Annotated in this window: 15 protein-coding genes; 12 read left to right on the top strand and 3 right to left on the bottom strand. The window is 46.7% G+C overall.

Annotated elements, in window-relative coordinates; genetic code table 11:
- Positions 1 to 12: 12 nt before the first annotated feature.
- Positions 13 to 888 carry a cupin-like domain-containing protein gene (locus AAC052_RS03460; protein WP_317491669.1) on the bottom strand — a complete coding sequence of 292 codons (876 nt, stop codon included), beginning with the start codon at positions 886 to 888 and terminating at the stop codon, positions 13 to 15.
- Between the two features lie 433 nt (positions 889 to 1321).
- On the opposite strand from AAC052_RS03460, the gene AAC052_RS03455 reads away from it, so the two are divergent.
- From AAC052_RS03455 to AAC052_RS03445, 3 genes are all read left to right on the top strand, one after another.
- On the top strand, positions 1322 to 1513 hold the full coding sequence (locus tag AAC052_RS03455) for a cold shock domain-containing protein (protein WP_151996716.1): 192 nt from the start codon (positions 1322 to 1324) through the stop codon (positions 1511 to 1513).
- Between the two features lie 184 nt (positions 1514 to 1697).
- A complete protein-coding gene (corA, locus tag AAC052_RS03450; protein ID WP_339810946.1) occupies positions 1698 to 2849 on the top strand; it encodes a magnesium/cobalt transporter CorA in 1152 nt (383 codons plus the stop codon).
- Between the two features lie 84 nt (positions 2850 to 2933).
- The gene (locus AAC052_RS03445; protein ID WP_339810945.1) at positions 2934 to 4079 is read left to right on the top strand and encodes a lactonase family protein; all 1146 of its coding nucleotides are present in this window, start codon (positions 2934 to 2936) and stop codon (positions 4077 to 4079) included.
- A 114-nt stretch (positions 4080 to 4193) separates the two neighbouring features.
- On the opposite strand, the gene AAC052_RS03440 is transcribed toward AAC052_RS03445, so the two are convergent.
- Together AAC052_RS03440 and AAC052_RS03435 are read right to left on the bottom strand one after the other, a co-directional pair.
- The gene (locus AAC052_RS03440; protein WP_193217741.1) at positions 4194 to 4331 is read right to left on the bottom strand and encodes a hypothetical protein; all 138 of its coding nucleotides are present in this window, start codon (positions 4329 to 4331) and stop codon (positions 4194 to 4196) included.
- Between the two features lie 174 nt (positions 4332 to 4505).
- Complete coding sequence (locus AAC052_RS03435; protein WP_317491672.1) at positions 4506 to 5243, bottom strand: pseudouridine synthase; 738 nt, start codon at positions 5241 to 5243, stop codon at positions 4506 to 4508.
- Between the two features lie 68 nt (positions 5244 to 5311).
- Between AAC052_RS03435 and AAC052_RS03430 the strand changes: the two genes are divergently transcribed.
- The 9 genes from AAC052_RS03430 (at position 5312) to AAC052_RS03390 (ending at position 22444) form a co-directional block, all read left to right on the top strand.
- Positions 5312 to 5776: a nucleoside triphosphate pyrophosphohydrolase family protein gene (locus AAC052_RS03430; protein WP_339787642.1), complete on the top strand. Its 465-nt coding sequence runs from the start codon at positions 5312 to 5314 to the stop codon at positions 5774 to 5776.
- Positions 5777 to 5849: 73 nt separating this feature from the next.
- Complete coding sequence (locus AAC052_RS03425; protein ID WP_339810942.1) at positions 5850 to 8864, top strand: PVC-type heme-binding CxxCH protein; 3015 nt, start codon at positions 5850 to 5852, stop codon at positions 8862 to 8864.
- A 22-nt stretch (positions 8865 to 8886) separates the two neighbouring features.
- Entirely contained in the window at positions 8887 to 9777 is an 891-nt protein-coding gene (locus tag AAC052_RS03420) for a glucosaminidase domain-containing protein (RefSeq protein ID WP_339810939.1), read from the top strand.
- Positions 9722 to 10762, top strand: a complete 1041-nt coding sequence (locus tag AAC052_RS03415) for a polysaccharide deacetylase family protein (protein ID WP_339810936.1) — start codon at positions 9722 to 9724, stop codon at positions 10760 to 10762. The genes AAC052_RS03420 and AAC052_RS03415 overlap by 56 nt, the downstream gene beginning before the upstream one ends.
- A 107-nt stretch (positions 10763 to 10869) precedes the next feature.
- Entirely contained in the window at positions 10870 to 13998 is a 3129-nt protein-coding gene (locus AAC052_RS03410) for a glycosyl hydrolase (protein ID WP_339810934.1), read from the top strand.
- Between the two features lie 379 nt (positions 13999 to 14377).
- Positions 14378 to 15346, top strand: coding sequence for a lipid A deacylase LpxR family protein (locus tag AAC052_RS03405; RefSeq protein ID WP_317491677.1), 969 nt, complete (start codon positions 14378 to 14380; stop codon positions 15344 to 15346).
- 1 nt (position 15347) lies between these two features.
- Positions 15348 to 16292 carry a CPBP family intramembrane glutamic endopeptidase gene (locus AAC052_RS03400; RefSeq protein ID WP_339810931.1) on the top strand — a complete coding sequence of 315 codons (945 nt, stop codon included), beginning with the start codon at positions 15348 to 15350 and terminating at the stop codon, positions 16290 to 16292.
- 109 nt (positions 16293 to 16401) lie between these two features.
- Positions 16402 to 19287 (top strand): triple tyrosine motif-containing protein, encoded by a 2886-nt coding sequence (locus tag AAC052_RS03395; RefSeq protein ID WP_339810930.1) that lies wholly within the window; start codon positions 16402 to 16404, stop codon positions 19285 to 19287.
- Between the two features lie 109 nt (positions 19288 to 19396).
- On the top strand, positions 19397 to 22444 hold the full coding sequence (locus AAC052_RS03390) for a glycosyl hydrolase (RefSeq protein WP_339810929.1): 3048 nt from the start codon (positions 19397 to 19399) through the stop codon (positions 22442 to 22444).
- Positions 22445 to 22519 lie beyond the last annotated feature (75 nt).

Genomic DNA, 22519 nt, shown 5'->3' with positions numbered 1-22519 from the left:
GAAAAGGCAATGCTATTGTGCTATAAGCTTTTCAATCTCTTTGTTAGCATTGTTGATGGCTACTTTCTCCTTGTGCTTAAACCACTTGTCTCCCCTCATTTTAAGAAGCAATTCGTCGAGGTGGGTAGCAACTGTCACGTTCCAGCCACCTTGCACACGATCTTTCACCCGTGGGCTCAGGCACCTAAGGCTCATACTAAAGCCACTACCTACATATTCGATATGGTGCCACCAGCCGGATGGAATAAAGATGGTGTCGCCAAATTCCAGCACGGCCTCTCTTCCTTCAACATATTTCAACCCCGGGTACTTGTCGTAGTCGGGCTTTTCAATGTTAACAGCAGTGTGCACATTGTAGGGAAATCTGTACAGTAAAGTTGAGTACTTGGGGTCAAACAGCACTACTCTTTTCTTTCCGGTAAACTGTGTAAGAAAAACGCACGACATATCCATGTCCTGATGGATGCGGGTTACTGATCCGTCGCCACCAAAAAACATAAAAGGAAAAGACCTTAAGAACCCGGAGCATATCTTAGGAAATTCGAAGTCTTCGAACAGGCGTTTGTTCTGTTTAAAAGGGTTAAAAAGAAATAACCGCTTTTTTGTCGGCCCTTTTTCTATTTCATCCAGGTACTCCCTGAACTTCAGATAATAGTCAGGCTTTTTAAAAGAACGATCAGCTCGCTCCAGTGCCCCGTCGAACACACCCACCTCCATATCACCCATTTCGTCCTTAAAGAATTGGAAATTCCATTTCTTGCTGGCCGGATAGCCATCTACAAGCCCTTTGAGGACTACAGGTTTTTGTGGGTAATAGTAATTTTGCTCGAATTCCTTCCTGGTGATATTATGCACCACGTCAATGTTCTGCTGGATTTTGACACTCATAGCGTGAATAAAAATTCTTAATCTGTAAATGAATATTTATCAACGATTAACAACCGCTTTTACAGTCACAAAACTAACAGTAAGGTTGGTTTAAATTATCAACTCAATTAAAAAAATTCAAACAAAATCCTAACTCGCCAATTAAGTCACCAAAATGCTTGTTCAGATTCCGTGCCAGAAAAAGTGAGAAGGCAAAAGGCCCACCATTTAGATCGACCGCAATAAAAAACAAATATTTATTTGCTTTGAATCGCACTATTTGCCACCTTGCACAGCATTTAAATCAGTAATAGTAAAATATGCCTGGCCACAGGTCGTTAATTCTCAACTTTGCACCCCACAAATTTCTTAATTAATTACCCTCAAGTCAGATTTTTTACCTTTACCAAAATGCCACTAGCATAGCATTTATTACAATCAATTAATAATAACAATGGAAGGAACAGTAAAATTTTTCAACAATTCAAAAGGTTTTGGTTTCATTAAGCCATCAAATGGCGGTGAAGACATCTTCGTTCACGTTTCAGGTCTAGTTGACGAAGTTCGTGAGAACGACGAAGTGACTTTTGAAGTTGAGCAAGGCAAAAAAGGCATGAACGCCGTTAATGTCGAAGTAGTGCGATAGTAAAAGGAATCGATAGATATACTTTTTTTATTAAAAGACACTATAAGAAACCACCTTCGGGTGGTTTTTTTTATGCCTTAACTTGCCGGAAAGTCCCTGTTCGGAGCCTTTAAGTTTTAGCTTTGCTTGAGGGATGAGGATAAGTGTAGTAAGTTTAATAAATGACAATCAATGATTTCTGTGAATGAAGAAGGACAAGAAGCAATTTGATATTACCAGGCCTGACAAAATCCTAATGGCAGGCTTGCGGACGCTCGGGACGATAGGCGACAACCTTACCTTCAACCTGTATTCTACTCTTAAAAGTGAATCAAAAGGAAAAGCCCAAACGGTCTTTATTGGTAAGAAAAAGCTGGAGAAGGTGGCCATTCAGCTGTTTGAATACAGTCCAGACGACTGCATGGAGCTGGACCAACCAGAAGACTTTTCAGCACTCCAGTCACCTGATCCGAAAAAATCTTATTGGTTGAATTTCCACGGCCTGCACGAGGTGTCGCTTTACGAAGACCTCTCGAAAACCATGTCTTTTGACCGCCTCATGGTGCGGCAAATGCTCGATACCACCCAGCGGCCCAAAGTAGAGGAATATGATAAGTACCTGTTTTTCAGTGTGAAATCGATCCTGCAAACCGAGCAACAAGAGCTAAACATTGAGCAGATCAGCTTTATCCTGGGGAAGAACTACATCATTTCGCTGCAGGAAGAAGAAGGGGATCATTTTGACCACATCAGGTACAAGATCCGGGAGAAGTTGGGCATGGTTCGCCACCGGAAAAGCGATTTTTTACTGGTGCAGTTGCTGGACGCCGTGCTGGACAACTATTTTGAGACCATCGACGCATTCAATTTGATAGTGGCTGAACTGGAAAAAGAGGTACTGAAAGACCCCACTCAGAGCACACTACTCAAGCTGGAGAAGTACAAGAAGGATACGCAACTGATCAAGAAGTCGTTGATGCCTTTCAAAGAGGCTTTAACCAATATTCTCAACGGCCGTACCAACTTCATCGAAAATGAAAATGAGAAGTATTTTCATGACCTGCTCAATAGCTGTAAAAATGCCATGGACGAGATAGAGTCCACAAGTAAAAGCCTGGAGAGCCTTGCTAACATCTATTTTTCGTCCCTCAGTCAGAAAATGAACGAGACGATGAAGGTGCTGACCACGGTGGCCACCATTTTCATCCCACTCACTTTTATTGCAGGCATTTATGGAATGAACTTCGAATATATGCCCGAGCTCAAGTACCGCTATGGCTATTTTGTTGTGTGGGGAGTAATGGGGGCAGTGCTTATTCTAATGCTGCTTTATTTCAAGCGCAAAAAGTGGCTTTGAAAAATACCCTGCTAAATAGGTGATTTCATTGCCTGTCTGGTTTCGTCTTTTACCGCTATATTCGTGTTACTAACCTAATATATTATGGAACTAAGGAGTAAACTATTTGGAGTGCTCATCGTTTTGATCGCCTTTATGGCCGGATGCACTCAGCAAAACCCTCAGGAAACTGAAGGCCAGGATGATAAAATGGAACCACAAACAATAGACCTTCTTGTTGGGGTTTATACCGGTGCCGGAAGCAACGGCATTTACCAGTTGCAATTCAACACAGCAACCGGTGAGCTGAGCGACAGTATGTTGTTGGTGAAGACCACAAACCCATCATACCTGGCGATTAGCAAAGACAGACAGAGCGTTTTCAGTGTTAACGAAACCCAGGAGGGCGGCATTAGCTCTTTTAGCTGGGACCATGAGAACAACCAGCTTGTAGAGGTTAGCAAGCTTTCAACCGAAGGGGCACACCCTTGCTATGTTGATATTAGCCCATCGGGAAGGCAGGTAGCCGTGGCCAACTATAGCTCAGGTAACCTGGCGGTGTACCAGCTAGGTGAGGGCCTTGCGTTGCAGGCTTCTCCTCAGATTCGCCAGCACAAAGGTAGCGGGCCGGTGGAACCTAACCAGAAAGGCCCCCATGCACATTGCAGCATTTTCAAAGGTGGATACCTCTACGCAGTGGATCTTGGCATCGACAAAATACTTGCCTATCCGTTCGCTGCCGATGGTACCCTGGGTGAAGCCCATGTTGCTTTTGAGCTACAGCCAGGAGACGGTCCGAGACACCTGATATTTCACCCCACAAAGGCAATGGCTTTCGTAGTCAATGAGTTATCAAGCTCGGTTGTTTCAATGAAAGCCGATTTTGAAAAGGGCACGTTTGAGGCAATTGACAGAAAAAGCACAATACCGGCTGACTTCACCGAAAGAAATTCCGATGCCGACATACACATTACTTCAGACGGGAAATTTCTCTATGCTTCCAATAGAGGACACCATAGCATAGCTATGTACGCAGTAGCGGACGACGGAAGCCTGACCAGTTTGGGTAATGAACCGGTTGGGGGAAAGACACCCCGTAATTTTACGCTTTCGCCAGATGAAAAATTCTTGCTGGTTGCTAACCAGGATACCAACAACATAGTTGTGTTCACGAGGAACAAAGAAACAGGCCTGTTGGCTGCTACTGGAAAAGAGTTTTCTGTATCTAAACCAGTTTGCCTTAAGTTTTAAGTAGCGAACCAAAGCAATGTCTACTAATAAAAAAAGGTCTCCTTCATCGGAGACCTTTGCTTTTTTGTGGGGTGTAGCCCCTCGCATTCGGTAAGTATATCTGTTTTGACTATTTCAAATGGAAAGCACAATGCCCAAAAGAGCTACCAAACCCAGAATCAACCAATTGATCACTCGCTCTTTTCTCTTAGGCTTACCCAGCACCAAATAGTCCAGACTATACTTGAACCTGCGTTCATACAATCCTTTCATGATGGCTCCTTTCTTCTAATGTTACCAAATTGTTAACAACAAATTTAATTAATTAATATTGGGTTAACAATGATTAACTGAATAATTCAAAAAATTACAGGAATTGTATTAAATGGAGGCTCAGTGTGGTTTTGCACTAAACAATACGAACTATGAAAGCCCTGTGTTGAGATTTCAATAATTGTTTTCCCAGGCGAACGTGTCCATTGCTTTTACAAAATCAGGTGACAGTGGGGCTTGAAGCCTCAACTCTTTGTTTGAAAACGGGTGAATAAAAGTGAGTTTGTGAGCGTGAAGAAGGAGTGAGGTGATCCCCCATTCTCTTTCGAACATCCTGTTGTGCCGCAGGTCACCATATTTGGTATCGCCAACAATAGGGTGCCCCATGTGATTGAAATGCCTGCGGAGTTGGTGCGTGCGGCCCGTTCTTGGCAGCATTCTCACAAGTGAATACCGTGAGGTGGGGTATTTGTTCACTGAAATGTCGACTTCGATGGTGTTTAGTCTTTCATAGTCAGTCAAAGCAGTTTGCTCAACACCTGTTTCATGTTTAATCAATGGCTCGTTTGTTGATCCTGTTTCTGCCACAAAGCCCCGAACCACCGCCAGGTATTCCTTCGTTACGTCTCCATTCATAAAGAGCGATTGGGTCATGGCTATGCCCTGCGGAGAATAAGCAAAAAGCAATACGCCTGAGGTAGCCCTATCGATTCGATGCACCGGATATACCTCGCAGCCTATTTGGTCGGCCAGTAGCCTGTTGGCAAAAAAATGCTTTTCCTCGGCGATTTTTGTTTTGTGAACAAGCAGCCGATTCGGCTTGTTGATGGCCACTAAATACTCGTCCTGGTAAATGACGCTAAGTTTTTCGAACCGGGCTGGCTCGTTGTGGATAAGTTTTTCTTCACTCATGGTTGACTGTAAAAGTAAAACGGCGGATTTTAGAATCCGATTATTTATGCAGACTAAAACCCCACTTTATGCAATCGCCTGATTCTCTTAATGATGTAGCAAAATTTCACCGAACTTTTGGTCACCCGATACTGCCAGAGGCTACTGTACCTTCTGCTGACCGGTGTGCCCTCAGAGTGAATCTTCTGGCTGAGGAACTGAAAGAATTGGAAGAGGCTATTCAGGCAAAGGACATCGTAGAAATAGCTGACGCTCTGTGCGACCTGCAGTATGTACTCAGTGGAGCTGTGCTTGAATTTGGCTTGGGTGGGCAATTCAAAGAGCTTTTTGACGAGGTGCAGCGCTCCAATATGAGCAAAACCTGCAAGACAATTGAAGAAGCTGAAGCCACAGTAAATCACTACAAGGCACAAGGTGTTGAATGCCACCATGAAGAAGCGGACGGACTGTACCTCGTGTTCAGAACCGGGGACAGAAAAACCCTGAAGTCTGTGAAATACTCTCCGGCCGACCTTAAATTTATTCTCAGCTAATTTTATGTTGGCGGGTTAAAGGATTAGGTGCGTTTTTGATAAATTGTTGTCGCAACACACCCGAACCTACCTTATGACTTTTAAGCAAACCTTTGTTTTCTCTCTTGTGATCGTCTTGTCTTCTTGCGCTTCGCAGGGGGACAAAGAAGAAGATGAGCAGTTGGCAGAAAAGGCCCTGGCTTCTTTTGATCTATACGAAGGCCTTCAAATCGAACTTATTGCATCCGAACCACTGGTGGCAGATCCGGTGGCGATGGAAGTGGATGAGTTGGGAAGAACTTATGTGCTGGAAATGCATGGGTACCCCCTGGACTTGTCCGGAAGTGGCGTGATAAAACAACTGCTGGACACCGATGCCGACGGGCGGTTTGACAAAGCTCTCGTGTTTGCCGATGGGCTAAAGTTGCCCACCGGACTCATGAGGTGGAAGAATGGGTTGATAGTTGTAGACGTGCCAGACGTGCTTTACCTCGAAGATACAAACGGCGATGGAAAGGCGGATAAGAGGGAAGTACTGTTGACCGGGTTTGCGGTAACCAATCCGCAGCACATTGCCAATACACCGGCGTATGGCCTCGACAACTGGATTTATGTGGCGCATCAGGGAATGGTAACACCCAAAGTAAGTGTGAAGGAATTCAGCGACGAGGGAAGCGAGGTGCGTTTTCCGGCTAACAGCAACGCACCTAAGTTGCCCATTGACGCCAATGGCAGGAACGTAAGGTTCATGCCCGACTCTTTTCAATTAGAGATGCTTTCAGGCGAGTCGCAATATGGGCAAACGTTCGATGACTGGGGTCATCACTTTGGCACCAGCAATGCTGACCACCTTTTCACCGAGGTCATTCCTGCCAGGTACCTGGCACGGAATCCCAACCTGGTTGTTGCCGATGCCATGGAGAATATTCCGGATCATGGTAGTGCAGCGGAGATCTTTCCTATCACGCAAAATCCTGCCCATCAGTTGTTGACCGATGTCGGCGTCATTACTTCCTCATGCGGTGTTACGTGGTACCAAGCCGGTTTGATCAAGGGCTTCGAGAATGTGACTTTTGTGGCGGAGCCGGTGCATAATCTTGTACATGCGGATAGGGTTATTGCCAAAGGTGCGTCGTTTAGTGCAAGCCGCTTGGTTGAAAACAAAGAGTTTTTGGCGTCTACAGATGCCTGGTTCCGTCCTGTTCAGTTTTATGTAGGCCCCGACGGTGCTTTGTATATGATCGACTATTATCGGCAGATTGTGGAGCACCCTGAGTGGATGTCGGAAGAGGTAAACAATTCGGGAGCGCTTTACAATGGCTCGAATCAAGGCAGAATTTACAGAATATCACCCAAAGGCACGGCTCCAATGAACTGGGTAGGTAGCATAGACATTCCGGCCATGAGTTCAGATGAAATCGTTGCCTTGCTGGGCAGTGACAATATTTGGTGGCGAAGAAATGTGCAACGACTGATAGTAGCCAACGAGGCTTTGGTGCCAAACGATGTGCTGATTGACTATGTGGCCAGCACTGAGCGTGCAGTTGGTTTTTTGCATGGGCTTTGGACGCTGGAGGGTAGAGGCCAATTAACTGCTGAGCTCATAGAAAGGGGATTGAGACACAAGGCGGCTGGTGTAAGGGAAAATGCCATCAGGTTGGCTGAAATACACCTGACAGCATGGCCAACATTGGCCAAGACTCTGGTTGGCATGTCCGGCGATAGCGACGCCCGGGTAAGGTTTCAGCTTTTGTGCACGCTGGGCTTTGTCGATACCAAAGAGGCCACTGAGGCTCGCAATCAACTTCTTCGGCAAGACATCAACGACCGATGGGTGCAGGTGGCGGCCTTGAGTGCCAGCTATGGGAAAGAAAGTGAGTTGCTATCGGAGACTATCAGCACATTGGCCAATTCGCCCTCAGAAGGAACGGCCATGTTTTTCTCCAACTGCGCTGCGGCGATGGCTACTTCTGGCAACCAGAAGGCCATTTCGGAAATGTTAAAGAAAGTGCTTTCAGGCACCCAGGATCAAAGCGACGCATGGTGGAAATCTGCTGTACTCAGGGGAATTGACGGGGCCGTTAAAAACAGTGGGCTTCGGGCCGGGAACGCCGTAGCTGAGATGAGGCTCCTGAAGGCCCAATTAAACGAAAAGACCCCAGCTGAGGTGAGGGCAGCCAGCGTGAGACTTCTCACTCATTTGCCAGGAATTGAGGCATCCCATTTGGCGGATGTTCAGGAGAAAGCGTTGCAACTAGCACTGAATGGAGGAGCAAGTCCGGCCTTAAGAACTGATGCGCTACTTTTGTTAACCAAATCAGCCAATGGGGCCTATATTGATAAATTGTCAACGCTCGTGTCTGCACAGGAGCCGGATGACGTACAAGAGGGTGCCATCAACGCCATAGTAGCTATCAATAGCGAGGCTGCCTCACAGCTCATTTTGAAACGCTGGGGCAGCCTGACTCCGGTACTAAGAGATCATGCTATGGGACATCTTCTTAACAGCGAATCTGGCTCTCATTCATTGCTCGATGCAGTGGAAGCGGGGAGTATTGATCAGGCTACTATTACCTGGCCACGCAAGGTGAGGCTGATGAACAGCTATACTGATGGCGTGCGGGAAAAAGCGAGGCGGCTGCTTGCGTCGAACAATGCAGCTCCTGAGGAGTTAGTAAAAAAGTACCAGCAGGCATTGGATGTGAAAGGTGATCGGGTGGCCGGAGCAGCTGTATTTAAGGCTAATTGCGCTATATGCCATCAAAAGGGCGGAGAAGGAGGGAGTAGTTTTGGTCCTGACCTTGGTACCATTAGAAACAGGGATGCGTCGTTTATTTTGGCCGATATCATTAACCCCAATCGATCTATTGCCGACGGATTTGAAACCTGGGAATTAAAAACTAAGAACGGTGAGCAACTAACAGGAGTGATTGCGTCAGAAACAGCCTCATCGCTAAGCATCAAAGATGCAGCTGGCAATGTTACTACCGTGAACAGAAATGAAATTGCGTCGTTGAAAGCTTCGGACGTGTCGGCGATGCCTGCGGGATTTGAAAATTCTATCTCCGTTGACCAAATGTCCGATTTAATAGCTTATCTTAAAAGATAGATTGATCAACTAAACACCCTTTTTGAGAAAGACGATCATTTTTGTCATTCTGCTAATCCTGGTGGGTTTTGCTGCTGTACTTGTCAATTTTTCGATTGATAAGACGCATTATATCAAAACCAGGGAAGTATTGGCCAACCACCCGGATAGCATAGCGCTACTCGACGACACATTGGTGGCGCCTGTTCTGTATCACGAAATTGAAGGAATTGACCAGTTGCCACCTGAGCAGGCCAAGCTAAAGTTCATTTCCGCCTTGTTGCCGTCCATTCTTTTGGCGAAGCACAGGATAGAGGACGAAAGAAATAAAATCAGAGAAATACTGAACAAGCCCATTTGGCTAAAGGAGGACAGTACCTTTTATTTTGCACAAAGTGAGTTTTATAAAACTGCTTCAGGCGAATTGTTGCTTCGCCGCATGAAAACCCATCCCAACAGCATCATTCTGGCGCAGGCGGCGGTGGAGTCTGGCTGGGGTACTTCACGCATATTCCAGCAAGCCAATAACCTCTTTGGCATCTGGTCGTACCGGTCGGGCGAACCGAGAATCAAGTCCATCTACTCACGGAACGGCCAGGCGATCTATCTAAGAAAGTACGACGATGTGTCGGCCTCTATTTATGATTACTTTGGATTGGTGGCCCGAAGTAGGGCTTACCGGAGATTCAGAGAGGCGAGAGATACCACTGATAACGTGAATGTTTTGCTTCCTTACCTCAAGTATTATTCGGAAAGGCGTGAGGAGTATGTGGAACAACTGGCGACCATTATCCGGCAGAATCGAATGATGCAGTACGATGATTATCGCCTTGATCCGGCGTATTTTGTTGAAGAAAGAACCGTTAAACTTTTCGGCTATGTTATTGATACGGTTGTTGTGGTGGGTGGTGTTATTGTTGACGACCGCCAATAGTACCCTCCTTGGGCAAATGAACAGGGAAGTGGTCGGCTTTGTCTACCATAGGGTGGGAGATAGCCGGTATCCTTCTACCAACATCTCTACAGAAAGCTTTGACGCTCATCTCAACTATCTCAAACAGAATGATTTTAAGGTATTGACCATTTCTGAGGCGGTTGATTACCTGAAAAAGCCAGGCGAGCGGGAACGGGTAGCTGTTATTACCATCGACGACGGTTACGAAAGCTTTTACAAAAATGGTCTTCCCTTATTAAAGAAATACGGGTTTCCTGCCACCGTTTTCATCAATACTGAAACAGTAGGTGGCAGCTCTTATATGGACTGGAAGCAGCTCGAAGACTGCCTGGGCAACAAAATAGAAATAGGAAACCATAGTCATTCTCATGCCTATTTTTTAAATGAGGCACCACCCGCACGGTATGAGACATTTCGCAGCGATGTAGAAAAGGCACAAGCGCTGATAACGGAACGACTAGGAATTACGCCCAAAGCATTTGCTTATCCCTATGGGGAGTTCGATCCAAAAATGGCCGAACTGCTGCAAGAAATGGGTTTTTCGGCTGGGCTGGCCCAAAACTCAGGTGTGATGCATGGCGGAGGCAATTTGTTTAGCCTGCCCAGGTTTCCGATGGCTTCGGGCTTTTCGCCGTTGGAGAAATTTATTTCTAAAGCCAATATGCAGGCCTTGAAGGTGATTGCTGAGAAGCCAGAGAGCTTTCTGATGATAGCTAATGATCCATCACCCACCCTTCAAGTCACCTTCGCTCAGTCAAACCTGATGGAATCGCAGCTTCAATGTTTTGTGCAGGGAGGATCATGTGTACTGGAGAAGAAAATGAGTGGCGACAAAATAGAGGTCACCGTAAAACCAGGCAGCGCTCTGAGAAGCAGGAGAACCCTTTATACCCTTACCATAAAAGACACCGATGGTCATTGGCATTGGTTCAGCCACCTTTGGGTCAATCCTGCTTTGAAATAGCAAACAACGGCTGATTTTTCAAGGTCTTAAAGGCTTTTCCATTAGCGGCTTCCTGTGAACTGGTTCGCTCCCTATATTACCCTATCGTTCAATTTATCAATTATTATATGAAGTTAAACAGATACTATTTACTTGTTGCGGGCATTTTGCTCTCGTTTGCAGTGAAAGCGAGACAATTGCCCGAGGGCTATCCCACGAAGCCTATTACTACCCTTGATACTTTGCTAACTAAGGCCTTTGAATGGAGAAATGTAGGGCCTAGCAGGGGAGGAAGGTCGCTGGGAGCGTCAGGAAGTCCGTCCCGACCCAACGAATACTACTTTGGGGCAGTAGGTGGTGGCCTCTGGAAAACTGTTGATGGTGGCACTACCTGGAAACCAGTAACCGACGGGCAGCTGACAAGCTCATCGGTGGGTGCCGTGGCCGTGTCGGAAACCAATCCCGACATTGTGTATATAGGAACCGGCGAAACCCAGTTTAGAGGTAATATCATGCAGGGAGACGGTGTTTACAAGTCGGTAGATGCTGGCAAAACCTGGGAAAACATAGGTTTGAAAGAAACCCAGGCGATTGCCAGGGTGCGGGTTGACCCAACGAATCCTGATATCGTGTTTGTGGCCGCACTCGGGCATCCCTACGGCAATAATGAAGAAAGAGGCATTTTCAGAACAACCGACGGGGGTAAAAGCTGGAAAAAAGTGCTTTACAAAAGCGATAAGGCAGGCGGCGTTGATATCATCATTGACAGGACAAACCCGAAGGTAGTTTATGCCACTATTTGGCAAGTATACCGCAAGCCCTACAAAATGTGGGGTGGTGGCCCCGATTGCGGCCTTTATAAGTCAATTGACGGTGGCGACACATGGACAGAGCTCACCAGGAACCCCGGGTTGCCGAAAGGGCCTGTCGGTAAAATTGGCGTGACAGTTTCGCCTGCTAATCCAAACAGGCTTTGGGCAGTTGTTGAAGCCAACGACGGCGGGGTGTTTCGCTCTGACGACGCTGGCAAAACCTGGAAGCAGGTGAACGACGAACGCAAGCTCAGGCAAAGAGCGTTTTACTACAGCCGTATTTACGCTGATCCAAAAGACGAGAATACGGTATATGGGTTAAACGTGGGCTTTTACAAATCTACCGATGGTGGTGAAAAGTTTGACGTCACAATCAGGCCGCCACATGGTGACAACCACGATCTCTGGATTGATCCCAACGATCCCATGCGCATGATCGCTTCCAATGATGGTGGTGGTACTGTATCGGTCAACGGTGGTAAAACCTGGACCGACCTGGACTTCCCAACGGCTCAGTTTTATCACATCATGGTCACCAACGACTTTCCATATCACATTTGTGGAGCTCAGCAGGACAATTCCACGATGTGTATTCCAAGTGATGGTTGGGATTTTATGACTGCCAGGGGGCCGAAAACAGAGTACTACTATTCGCCAGGTGGTGGGGAGAGCGGCTACATTGCTCAGGATCCTAAGAACCCTGATATATTCTACGCCGGAAGCCAGGGAGCACTGTTAACACGTTATAACAGAGCAACAGGCCACGAGAGAGATGTGCAGGTGTATCCACGCTTCTTTTCAGGCGAGCCTTCATCATCATTGCCTGAGCGCTGGCAGTGGACATTTCCTATTGTATTCTCTCCGGTGGACAACAACCTCCTTTTTACATGCTCTCAGCATGTGTGGGTGTCGGCCGATGAAGGGCAGTCGTGGCAGAAAATAAGCCCAGATTTGACTTATGCCGACCCAGCTACCCTGGGTATGTCAGGTGGAGCACTCACCATGGATATGAACGGGCCTGAGATTTATGCGACCGTGTTTGCATTGGCACCCAGCTACCATGATGTCAACACAATTTGGGCTGGCTCAGATGATGGCCTGGTGCATATTACGAGAGACTTTGGGAAGACCTGGAGCAATATTACGCCACCCGATATGCCAAAGGACACAAGGGTAAGTATCATCGACGCTTCACGTCATCACCCAGGCACTGCATATGTGGCTGCAAAACGCTATCAAATGGATGACAGGGCTCCGTACTTGTGGAAAACGCACGATTATGGCAAGACATGGACAAAAATAATCAGTGGCATCAGATCCGATGATTACCTGCATACTATCAGGGAGGACATCAAAGTGCCAGGCTTGCTGTATGCAGGTGGAGAGCACACCGTTTGGGTATCGTTTGATGATGGCGCCAATTGGAATGCCCTGCAGCTGAACATGCCGGACACACAAATTGCCGATTTGATGGTGACCGATAGAGATTTGGTGGCGGGCACCCATGGTCGCTCGGTCTATATTTTGGATGATATTGGGCCGCTGAGAGAGTATGCCAAACTTTCTGGCAATCCCAACTATACACTTTTTGAGCCTGACAGGGCTGTTAGACGAGTGGAAAGTGCTACAATCAGCTACTTCCTGCCAGAGCAGGCCGATGAGGTAGTTATTACCATAAAAGATGCTAATGGAACTGTGATTTTGGAGGAAAAAGGGACTTTGCCGGAGCCCAGGAAGGATGAAGACGAAGCAGCGAGCTGGTATGGCAGCCTGCCTACGGCCCCGACTACCGCTCAGGGACTCAATAAATACGAGTGGAACTTAAGATATCCCGGTGCTGTAGACTTTGAGGGGATGATTATCTGGTCTGCCAGACCACAGTTAGGCCCTTATGCGCCTCCGGGAAAGTATACCGTGAGTGTAGCTGTGAACGGAGAAGTGCAAACCAGAGAAATTGAGGTAGCGCTTGACCCCAGGATTACAGGAGTGACAGAAGCAGATGTGAAAGAGCAGTTTGAGCTGGCTATGAAGATAAAAAATGCTACCTCCATGGCCAATCAGACTGTAAAAGACATTCGTTTGTTGAAAGCCCAAATCGACACACTAGTGATGCAGAACAAGGGTTTAAAAAAGGATGCCGAGGTACTTTTGTCGAAGCTTTCTACCGTTGAGGAAGCGCTTTATCAGGTTAAAAATCAGAGTTCGCAAGATCCATTGAACTTCCCGATAAGGTTGAACAACAGGCTGGCCTACCTTAGAAAGAGCGTAGAAAGTGGCGACGGGAAACCGACCAAGGGCTCTTACGAGGTATTTGACCTTTTGAAAGGAGAGCTCGATGGGCACATGGCTACTTACAAGACCATCCTCGAAAAAGACATCGCCTCTTTCAATAGAAAGGTGAGTAAGTCAGATCTTCAGGAGGTAAAGCTTGATGAGAAAATGTAGTATATGAGTAAGTAAGTGTGCCTCAAAGTTTGGTAAAGCAATCGGACTAAGTTTGAGGATAGTTTTTTTGAAGAAGTAGGGGTGTTTTAACAGGTAGGCTGTTGATAGATCACCGAACTATTTTAGTTAAATATATGTGATGAGGCATAATCCTTAATACGGTAATATTAAGATTTATTCAAATTTTATTCGATATTTAGGCATTACTGTGCTAATACTCATATACTAAGCATGCCCCGATAATTATCGGGGCTTTGCTTTTCTACCCATTTTTTGTGCTCACGGCTTCGGAAGTTGCCCAATGCATGGGATGACCGTATCTGAAAAATAGTTTAACTTCAGCCCTTCAAAAAAAGAACGCCCTGAAAGTAGCTTTTTGATGGCCCGAAAGATCAATTTTCTTTTATGTTTAGTGTTTGGGTTTCAGGGGTGGGCGTGGGGGGGCCATGTCGTCACTGGAAGCGGTTCGGATAGCACGTTTGTGAGACAGGTTCAGCTCACCGTTGACAACGATGCATACTTCTTCACTAGTTATGACCGGTACTACTCAAGTGGCATATTTGGATCCTACAGTAGTTTGAGGAGCCGACTACCTTTCAGCCACCCAAAAGAAGGTAGCAAATACTCTTCCGATATTGTTTTCTCTCATTACATCTACACGCCCAAAAACATCCTGTGGGACAAGTTAGAGCAGCTTGACCGACCTTATGCCGGGATGGCTACCCTGGGAGTTCAACTGAATTATCTCAGACCATCAAGTGCTTTTACCATGAAAGCGGATGTGGGTTGGCTTGGTCCGGCGATTAAAACAGCAGAGCTGATGCGGTGGTGGCACGGCAGCCTGGGCATACGGCTTCCCAGGGGTTGGGATTACCAGATTAACAATACGCCGGTGTTGACTTTGACACCTTCCTATTTAAAGCAATGGGCGTTTAGTGAAAAGTTTGACTTGGTGAGCTCCACATCGATGTCGGCAGGCACAGTGATCAATCAGGTGTCGCAGGAGGTGGTAGTAAGGTATGGCTTGCCAGGGAGTTTGAACCAAAGCCATTTAACTAACAGTCTTTTGAATACAGCAAAGGGGAGTGGCAAGCTCATTGAGTGGTACCTGGTGGCATGCTGGCAGGGAAGTTACGTGCTTTATAATGCCACCATTGATGGTAACTTTATCGGACCGGAGAGCATGTACCATGAAAGCTCGGAAAAAGCGGTTTTGCGTCAAACCTACGGCGCTGTGTTGGCTTACAAAAAGGCTGACTTCGAGTTGTCATTTAAAACTACGTCCAGAGAAGTGAAAGGAGCTGAAAACCACCGATATATGCGGGCTAAAATTAGCTATAGATTCTAATATGAAAGCACTCATTCGTCAGCTAATCGATTTTCAAAAGGCTAATTTCCATCCAGGTCTTTACCTGAGCCTTGTGCTCTTTATAGGTGTAAGTGTTGGCTTCAATTTTTCTCTCGGGTTTTACGATGACTATATCATCAAAGGGCATAGCCCTGCTCTCCGGTGGCTGCTTGTTGCTGCCTTCAATATGTTTCCTTTTGTGGTTGCAGCCCTTCTTGTTTATTATTTTAAAGGAGAAAAGTCATGGGTAAAAGACATTGGCTTTTGGTTGCGGGCCGCCCTGGTGTTTGCAGTGTCGGGCTTGTCGCAATACTGGAAACCATTTGATGGATTGGTCGCCGGGCTGAATGGCAACGAATACTATTTTGCCAGCTACACATTTAGAAAGGCAGATAGCCTTGTTAATGTTTTGCTGCCCGTGGTGATCCTTTATTTGCTTTTTGAAAAGGAGAAATACAAATCGTTTTACGGATTACGCTCTACTCACTGGGACTGGAAGCCTTATGCACTGATGTTTATGGGTATGGTGGTGGTAATCGGCCTTGCGTCTTTTTTTCAGGACTTGCAGGCTTACTATCCCCGCTACATGCGCACCAAAGGGCCAGAGCTGGCGACTGAGCTTGGGATTAGTCAATGGTGGCCTCTGCTTATTTATGAAATAGCATACGGGAGTGATTTCGTGTCGGTTGAGCTATTCTACAGGGGTCTGCTGGTGCTGGCATTCTACCGGTATTTTGGGAATTATGCCGTGCTTGTTATGGTGCCGTCTTATGTTTTTCTGCACTTTGGCAAGCCAATGACGGAAGCTATAAGCTCAGCTATTGGTGGCTATGTTTTAGGCATTATTTCCCTTAACAGCCGGAACATATGGGGTGGGGTGGTTCTTCATGTGGGGGTGGCGTGGCTAATGGAGTTTTACGGGTGGCTTCAGCTGGTATTCAAATAAGTCCGAAGTCCCAATACTGCCTTTCAAAAAGTATTCACAACTTCTTAATCGTTCGCAGTTACGTAGCATTGCGAAATTCTGTAATTTAACGGTTCGACCTTGATCCCATATGAGACGTTTACTTGTTGGCCTGCTTCTATTTCTTTCAATTGCTACTACGGCGGTAGCCCAATCAGGCTACTACTACCAAACTCATTTTACTCCCATAGCAAACAAACGGGATCAAATCAATTATAGTATCCAGCAAGATGATTTTGGCCGACTTTACTTTGCCAACAGACAGGGGCTTTTGCAATTTGATGGCACCAGCTGGGACTTGATAGAAACCCCTGGGCCAACTTTTTCTATCTCGCTCAACGACTCTGTCATTTACCTGGCAGGTACATATGGCTTTGGCATGCTCACTACTGACGGTTTTGGAAATCTTGCGTTCAAAAATTTGGGCGACTCTTTAAGCAAACTGTCCTCAATGACACAGCTCATTAGTTATGGTGAAGAGCTCGTGATGACCGACGGAAAAAGTGCTTTTTCTTATAGTCCGTCGTCAAAAAAACTGGAAAAAATAGCTACGTCGCTACCTGTCACACAAATTGGTGTTTTTGACGCAAAGCTTGTTGCTTTCAATGCGGACACCACCTTTCTTATCAGAGGGCAGGGCGTGCTACCTCCGAGATTTGTAGAGAAAGGCCCCTGGTTGCAGTGGAGTAAGTCGGCGGGCAACCAATGGATTGGTGCCAATAGAAAAAACGAACTTTTCCAGATTGTTGGCGGTCAGCTAGTGCCGCTGAAACTCGACGATGAGGGATATTTGGATGAAGCAAGGATTCTTTCTTTGACCTGGATGAGTGATGACCTCGTGGCGGTGGGCACCTTAAGAGGAGGGGTTGTGTTTGTTGATGCGAAGGGGAGAAAGCTGGATCAGATCGTCAACTTTCATACCGGACTGCCCGACAATGAAACCCAGACATTGTTCAGGGACAAAGACACCGGGCTGTGGGTAGCGCATCCCTATGGATACACCAGGGTGTCTCCAAACATTCCCTTCAAGTCATACAACTACTACCCGGGGCTTGATGGCACGCTGTATACTTCGCGGCATTTTGACGGAAGAGTATTTGCCGGCACCAACCTGGGGCTCTTTTATCTGGATCAGGTCAAGAACTTTGATGAGATCGTCTACTATATAAAAAAGAATCCCGACACGCAGCTAACCGTTGCAGATGACAGAAAAGAAGACAAAAAGGATGGCGACGGCCTTTTTTCATTTTTGCGTTTCAATAAAAAAGATGACAAAGTAGAAGAGACGACAAAGGAGCCTGTTACTGAGGAAGCACCAGAGGACGATAAAAAGAAAAAGGGCGGCTTGTTTTCTTTTTTGAAAAAGAATAAAGGGGAGGAAGCCACGGAAGAGAAGAAAGAAGAACCGGAGGCACCTAAGAAAGCCGTTGTCGCTACTGCCATCAGCAAGGCCAGAAGTCAAATTGGAGGAAAAAAGAAGACTGCTACTGCTGAGCCGGTCATGGTAAGGAGGGTGAAGAAGGAGTTGCAAAGCATCACTTATGTTTATAAGAAAATAAAGGGAGTAGAAGGCCGGATCAACCAACTGGTGCCCATTAACGATGATGAAATGATGGCAGCCGGACTGGCAGGAGTGTTTATTGTCAAAGAAGACGAAGCAGTTCAAATATATTCCGAAGCGGTGAGAAGGGTATTTTATGACCCTATCCAGAACCTTATTCTTATATCAACATACCGGGGCGGGTTGCTAACGGTTGTGAACGAAGCTGGAAAATGGAAAGAAACCACGTTACTTGAGAATGTAGATGATTTTATCCAGTTCATTTTCAAAGACAGAACTGGCAAAATCTGGCTTTGTACGTCGCAGAAGCTCTATTGGGCTAAGATTGAGAATAATATGCTTGTCGAAGCGGGGGAGGTTCCCATTAAGAACGACTACCTTGACCCCGTAATAGGCATCGACGACGCCAACCTTGGCGTGGTATTTATGCATGCAAAAGGCTTTTTCAAACTAGCTGGTGACGGGCTTGAGAAATTTGACTGGCTCGGGATGTCGGAGCCCAGCCGCTATATAAGCTCCGCCGGCCACTTGCTCGTCTCTGACGGAAGATTTTGGCATAAAATGGGCCCCAAAACCGACGCCAATAGTGCCTTTACTTTTCTCAACCTATTTGACCACATTGTTTCAATTGATTTTGAAAAAGAGGGTGATTTGTGGGTGGTGACCGCTGATAACAATTTCTATCGCATTGACCACAACAAGGCTTTTGAAGCCAACTATAATCCATTCCTGAAGCACATCAGGTCGGTCAATAATCAATTACTTCCGATAGGAACCAAATTGCGGGTGGAACAGGAGAACAGCTCGCTGAGCTTTTTCTACCATCAAACAGAATATTCCGGTATCCTTAAGATTGAGTACAGGTACCGACTGCTTGGATTGAATGAGCAATGGTCGGAGTGGTCGCCCAATAACAATACGATTCAGTTCTCGTATTTGCCGTCCGATAAGTATGAGCTACAGGTAGAAACCCGCAATAGCTTTGGTGTTGTGAAGCCGCTTGAGTCTATTTTCTTTACCGTTGTGCCGCCGTATTGGCAACGGCCTTGGTTTTATGCCGCCGAGTTTCTGTTTTTCGCTATGCTGCTGTTTTTGAGTTCGAGGCTTACCAAAAGCAACAGTATGGTTGTGCTGGTGCTTAATCGTTTGCTCACGTTCCTCACCATCATCATGATTATTGAGTTTATCCAGACGATTGTAGAGGCAAATTTTGAGACGAACTCATCGCCAGTGTTGTCCTTCTTTTTACAGGTAGCGGTGGCTTTTTGTTTAATGCCGCTTGAAAGTTTTATGAGAAGTAAGTTGTCTGGAAAAGGAGAAAAAGTCGATCGATTAGTTCAGGGCCATGTGTCTAAGCTTACCAGAAGCATTGGTAAAAAGTCGTCGGGAAAGAAGACTGTGGAGGAGCAGAGTTAGCAGTCTTGACCTGTTCATAAGTTTCGTATTAAGCCAGTTTTATACAAACGGCTTAACCCTGTGAACCAACTTTTCTAACTTCGGGGCATAAGAACAAGCAACCTTACTCATGAAAAAAAGTGCCCTCCTAAATGCCTTCGGAGCCGTTCTGCTGGCTATTCTGGCTAATTTTCCTTTGCACGCTCAGCCATCCGAAAAACAGATCTACCAGGCTTTTCAGTTTCGAAATGTTGGGCCAACCCGGGGTGGTCGTGTAACCACGGTAACAGGTGTCCCGAGCGAGCCAGGCACATTTTATATGGGGGCAACTGGTGGTGGCGTTTGGAAGACTACCGACTATGGGATCAATTGGAAAAACATATCGGACGGGTATTTTGCCACTGGCTCGATTGGTGCCATCAGGGTAGCGGCCACCGATCCGAACATCATTTACGTGGGTACAGGTACAGACGGTATTCGCTCAAATGTGATCACGGGGAAAGGTGTTTACAAGTCAACCGATGCAGGGAAAACATGGATTCATCTCGGCCTTGAAAAAGTGGGGCAAATTGGTGCCGTGGAAATTCACCCAACTGATCCGAAAACTGTTTTTGTGGCAGCCATGGGGCAGGCTTTTCAAAACAATGAAGAGCGGGGCGTTTACAAAACGACTGACGGAGGGACTACCTGGGACAAGGTGCTTTATGATTCCGACTCAGTAGGAGCAGTGGACCTTGAGTTTGCGCCCAATAACCCAAATATCGTATATGCAGCAATGTACAGGTTCAAAAGAACACCCTGGACAATCATCAGTGGGGGATACCAGGAAGGTGGAATATACAAGTCGAAAGACGGCGGAAAAACCTGGGAGAAGAAGACGAAAGGGCTTCCAAAAGGGCTTATTGGAAAAATAGACCTTGGAGTGAGTGCAGCTGATCCACTTCGCCTCTATGCCATTGTAGAAGCACCAGTAAAGGAGCAGGGGCTTTATCGCTCCGACGATCAGGGGGAATCTTTCGTCCATGTAAGCGACAACGAAGACCTGGTCAACAGACCGTTTTATTATACCAATGTGGATGTGAATCCGCTCAATGCATCCGACGTATTCTCTCAGGCCAACCCGGGCATTAGGTCCAGGGATGGAGGTAAAACCTGGACAAGGCTGAATCCACCTCATGGTGACAATCACGACCTTTGGATCAACCCAAATGACTCGATGATTTGGATACAGTCCAATGACGGAGGGGCCAATGTAACGCTCAATGGCGGCATCTCCTGGTCAACACAAAACAATCAGCCAACAGCCGAGCTCTACCAGGTAGAAGTCGATGATCAGTACCCTTATTGGCTATACGCCGGTCAGCAGGACAACTCAACGATAGCAGTGCCCAGCGCTCCACCTTATGATCACCCGTCAGGGGCTGTAGGCTACTGGATGGCAGTTGGAGGTTGCGAAACAGGCCCGGCAGTGCCAAAACCTGGTGATCCCAACATTATTTATTCGAATTGTAAAGGCCGCTTCGGTGTGTATGATAAACGCACAGGGCAAGAAAAGCAATATTACGTTGGCGCTTCAAATATTTACGGGCACAACCCAAAAGACCTTAAATTCAGGTTTCAGCGGGTAGCCCCGGTTCACGCTTCATTCCACACGCCGGGAGTGGTTTATCATGGTTCGCAGTATTTACACAAGACGGTGGATGATGGTAAAACATGGGAAATCATTTCACCCGACCTCACAGCTTTCGAAACAGACAAGCAGGTGATTTCAGGAAGCCCTATAACCCGTGACGTTACGGGAGAAGAATACTACAGCACTATTTACGATATCAATGAGTCACGCATGAAGGAAGGTTTGATCTGGGTGGGCGCCAACGATGGCCCTGTGCACGTAACCAAAGACGGAGGCAAAACCTGGGCCAACGTGACACCAAAAATGCCAAAGGGCGGCAGGGTTGACTGTGTGGAGCCTTCACCGCATCAGGAAGGAAAGGCGTACGTGGCTGTGCTTCGCTATCAGCTGGGTGACTGGAAGCCTTACCTTTTCAAAACTACAGACTACGGCGCTAACTGGACAGCCATCATCAATGGCATTCCCGACGATCAACCAACAAGAACGATCCGGGAAGACCCCGAAAAAGAAGGAGTACTTTATGCCGGCACAGAGTTCGGGTTGTACATCTCCTTCGATGATGGCGCCAATTGGGAATCGTTTCAGCAAAACCTGCCAGTTACTCCCATTACCGACATCAAGGTGTTTCGCAACGATCTGATACTTTCCACTATGGGCAGGGGATTCTACATAATGGACAATATAAGTGCACTGCATTCGATCAAGACCGTGTCATCTAAGGGCGCTCATTTGTTCAAACCCGAAACAGCTCATCGGTTCCGCTACAGATATAACGGAGAAGGGAAGTACCCCGAGTATCCCGACGCTGCTGTCACCATCGATTATTATCTTAAAGACAAATCAGAGTCGGACATTATTTTGGAAATAACGGATAGGGACGGTAATATCATCAGCTCTTTTACCAGTGCCACCAGGCCTAAAGGTGACAAGGGAAGCACAGATATGGCCACAGGCTTCTTCACCAAAGGAGGGAAGCCAGGACTGCCTAACAAGGCTGGCAGCAACCGCTTCAACTGGGACCTGACTCACATGGGAGCCTGGAGTGCCGATGCTCGCAGGGCGTTCAGCAACGGCCCCATGGTATCTCCCGGAACTTATACGGCTAAGTTTACCATTGGTGGTAACACCTTTAGTGAAAGCTTCGATGTGCTGATTGACCCGAAAGCTGCTGATGCTGGTGTTACGCAGGAAGAGCTGCTGGCTCAGGAAAAGCTGGCGCTGCAGGTAAGAGACTTATTGTCAGAGGCTAGCCATTTGGAAGATGATATTAAGCAGGCTGTGAAGGCCCTGGAAGGAAACAAGTCAGGGAATGCCCGGAAGAAATTGATGGCTCTTCAGGCGCTTCAGGATCAGGTAACTACCCCGGAAGGAATATACATGCAGCCGATGCTGGTGGATCAAATCCGGTACCTTTCTTTCATGTTGAACAGGGCCGACCAGATGCCCGGCAAAGATGCTTACGACAGGTATGAGGAGTTGTCGGATCTGCTGAGTAAAATCAAGGCCGATTACAGTGGAATGGTAGATATAAACAGTAAAAGGTAGAAACTGACGAAAACGGAGAAAGGCTGTCTCATAGGCTCAGGGTCAACGTCTGAGCTTTTGAGACAGCTTCATTTT

Source organism: uncultured Imperialibacter sp., assembly GCF_963974565.1.
Lineage (GTDB): Bacteria > Bacteroidota > Bacteroidia > Cytophagales > Cyclobacteriaceae > Imperialibacter > Imperialibacter roseus.
The sequence above is the reverse complement of the archived record's forward strand: the minus strand, read 5'-3'. Positions and strand labels throughout refer to the sequence as shown.

What these genes read in the sequence shown, in the direction of transcription:
- AAC052_RS03460 (WP_317491669.1), bottom strand. Translation starts at nt 888, where the DNA reads ATGAGTGTCAAAATCCAGCAGAACATTGACGTGGTGCATAATATCACC.
- AAC052_RS03455 (WP_151996716.1), top strand. Translation starts at nt 1,322, where the DNA reads ATGGAAGGAACAGTAAAATTTTTCAACAATTCAAAAGGTTTTGGTTTC.
- corA (WP_339810946.1), top strand. Translation starts at nt 1,698, where the DNA reads ATGAAGAAGGACAAGAAGCAATTTGATATTACCAGGCCTGACAAAATC.
- AAC052_RS03445 (WP_339810945.1), top strand. Translation starts at nt 2,934, where the DNA reads ATGGAACTAAGGAGTAAACTATTTGGAGTGCTCATCGTTTTGATCGCC.
- AAC052_RS03440 (WP_193217741.1), bottom strand. Translation starts at nt 4,331, where the DNA reads ATGAAAGGATTGTATGAACGCAGGTTCAAGTATAGTCTGGACTATTTG.
- AAC052_RS03435 (WP_317491672.1), bottom strand. Translation starts at nt 5,243, where the DNA reads ATGAGTGAAGAAAAACTTATCCACAACGAGCCAGCCCGGTTCGAAAAA.
- AAC052_RS03430 (WP_339787642.1), top strand. Translation starts at nt 5,312, where the DNA reads ATGCAATCGCCTGATTCTCTTAATGATGTAGCAAAATTTCACCGAACT.
- AAC052_RS03425 (WP_339810942.1), top strand. Translation starts at nt 5,850, where the DNA reads ATGACTTTTAAGCAAACCTTTGTTTTCTCTCTTGTGATCGTCTTGTCT.
- AAC052_RS03415 (WP_339810936.1), top strand. Translation starts at nt 9,722, where the DNA reads ATGTTATTGATACGGTTGTTGTGGTGGGTGGTGTTATTGTTGACGACC.
- AAC052_RS03410 (WP_339810934.1), top strand. Translation starts at nt 10,870, where the DNA reads ATGAAGTTAAACAGATACTATTTACTTGTTGCGGGCATTTTGCTCTCG.
- AAC052_RS03405 (WP_317491677.1), top strand. Translation starts at nt 14,378, where the DNA reads ATGGCCCGAAAGATCAATTTTCTTTTATGTTTAGTGTTTGGGTTTCAG.
- AAC052_RS03400 (WP_339810931.1), top strand. Translation starts at nt 15,348, where the DNA reads ATGAAAGCACTCATTCGTCAGCTAATCGATTTTCAAAAGGCTAATTTC.
- AAC052_RS03395 (WP_339810930.1), top strand. Translation starts at nt 16,402, where the DNA reads ATGAGACGTTTACTTGTTGGCCTGCTTCTATTTCTTTCAATTGCTACT.
- AAC052_RS03390 (WP_339810929.1), top strand. Translation starts at nt 19,397, where the DNA reads ATGAAAAAAAGTGCCCTCCTAAATGCCTTCGGAGCCGTTCTGCTGGCT.